Origin of the sequence: Trebonia sp. (assembly GCF_049794275.1) — a bacterium.
GTDB lineage: Bacteria > Actinomycetota > Actinomycetes > Streptosporangiales > Streptosporangiaceae > Trebonia.
The window spans coordinates 1-1907 of sequence record NZ_JBARCR010000391.1 but is presented as its reverse complement, the minus strand read 5'-3'; the positions used below and the strand labels follow the sequence as shown (position 1 = coordinate 1907).

Genomic DNA, 1907 nt, shown 5'->3' with positions numbered 1-1907 from the left:
CTCGAGTGCCACCCGTTCGCAGAAGCTCGACAGGGCGTAGCCGCCGCCCAGCTGCTCGGCCTTCCACGGGCGCAGCGGCTCGAGCGAATGCACCGTCGCCACGTGAGGGATGCCGTAGGTGAGCTTGGCCAGGTGGCCGCCGAACTGGGCGTACCAGGTGTGGCTGTGGACGATCCCGGCGCCCTCGACCCCGGCGGCCATGACCAGGTCGATGGACATCGCCTGCAGCGCGGCGAGATGCGGCTCGCCGCCGGCCAGCGCCTCCCACGGGCGATGGGCGTGGACCGCCGGGTCGGCGCGGTCCGCCCCCCAGCAGTGCACGGTGAGCTCCACACGGGAGGCGAGCTCACGCGCGAGGTACTCGACGTGGACGCCCGCGCCGCCGTAGACCTCGGGCGGGTACTCGCGGGTGAGCAGCGCGACCTTCATTCCGTCACCACTTGGCCCTTGCCGACGACGGTGATACCGCCAGGGGACACCACGAAGCCGCGGGCGCGGTCGTGCTCCTTGTCCACGCCGATCTTCACCCCCTCGGGGACGACGACGTGCTTGTCGACGATCGCCTTCCTGATCTCCGCGTGCCTGCCGACCACCGTGTTGTGCAGCAGCACGCTGCACTCGATCGTGGCCCAGCTGTTGACCCTGACCCCGGGGGACAGCACGGACTCCCGCACCAGGCCGCCGGAGACGATCACGCCGTTGCTGACCAGGCTGTCGATGGCCCGGCCCACCCGGTCGCCGGTGTCGTGCACGAACTTGGCGGGCGGCAGGTTCTCCACGTGGGTGAGGATGGGCCACCGGTAGTTGTACAGGTTGAACATGGGATCGACGGTGCGCAGGTCCATGTGCGCGTCGAAGTACGCGTCGATGGTGCCGACGTCGCGCCAGTAGCCGAAGTCGCGTTCCGTCGAGCCGGGGACCTTGTTGGTCATGAAGTCGTAGGCCTGGGCGACGCCGTCTTCGACCAGCATGGGGATGATGTTCCCGCCGACGTCGTGCCTGCTGTCGGGATCGTCGGCGTCCCGGCGCAGCGCGTCCACGAGCACCTTCGTGGTGAACACGTAGATGCCCATCGACGCGAACGACTCCTCGGGGCTGTCCGGCAGCGGCGGCGGGTCGGCCGGCTTCTCAAGGAACGTGGTGACGGTCCGCCCGTCGCCGCCGACCCCGACGATGCCGAACGCCTTGGCATCCTGCCGGTTGACCGGCAGCGCCGCCACCGTCACGCCCGCGCCGGTCTCGAGGTGCTGGGCGATCATCTGCCTGGGGTCCATCCGGTACACGTGGTCGGCGCCGATGACGACCACCAGCTCGGGGTTCTCGTCGTTGATCAGGTTCATCGACTGGAAGATCGCGTCCGCGGAGCCGGTGTACCAGTGCGGCCCGAGCCGCTGCTGCGCCGGCACCGGCGTCACGTAGTTGCCGAGCAGGTCGCTCATCCGCCAGGTCACGGAGATGTGCCGGTCGAGGCTATGGCTCTTGTACTGGGTGAGTACGCAGATCTTCCTGATGTTGCTGTTCACCAGGTTGGACAGCGCGAAGTCGACCAGCCGGTACACGCCGCCGAACGGCACGGCGGGCTTGGCCCGGTCGTCCGTCAGCGGCGCCAGGCGGGTGCCGGCGCCGCCGGCCAGTACGATTCCCAATACCGACGGGTCCGGCATGTTTCCCCTCCCGGTGATCATCTGCTGCCCATGCTGCACCCTCACCGCGCTCAACCGCCAGCCGGCGTTCTATCCCCCTGGCGATCGTGCAAACCTAAGGTCTATGAGCGAGGGCGCGGCACGGCCCAGAGCCGTGATCATCGGGGCGGGAATCGGCGGCCTCGCCGCCGCCGCGGGCCTGCACGCGGCCGGCTGGGACGTCACCGGGTACGAGCGGGCGGCGTCGCTCGAGCCGGTCGGGGC

General features: G+C 69.6%; 2 protein-coding genes. Both read right to left on the bottom strand.

What is annotated here, in order from left to right; translation table 11 throughout:
• Window positions 1-429, bottom strand: a 429-nt coding sequence (locus WA805_RS10645) for a glycosyltransferase (RefSeq protein ID WP_425242255.1), incomplete at its 3' end; no start/stop codon positions are given.
• Complete coding sequence (glgC, locus tag WA805_RS10640) at window positions 426-1664, bottom strand: glucose-1-phosphate adenylyltransferase (protein WP_422291034.1); 1239 nt, start codon at window positions 1662-1664, stop codon at window positions 426-428. The genes glgC and WA805_RS10645, both read right to left, overlap by 4 nt.
• Window positions 1665-1907 lie beyond the last annotated feature (243 nt).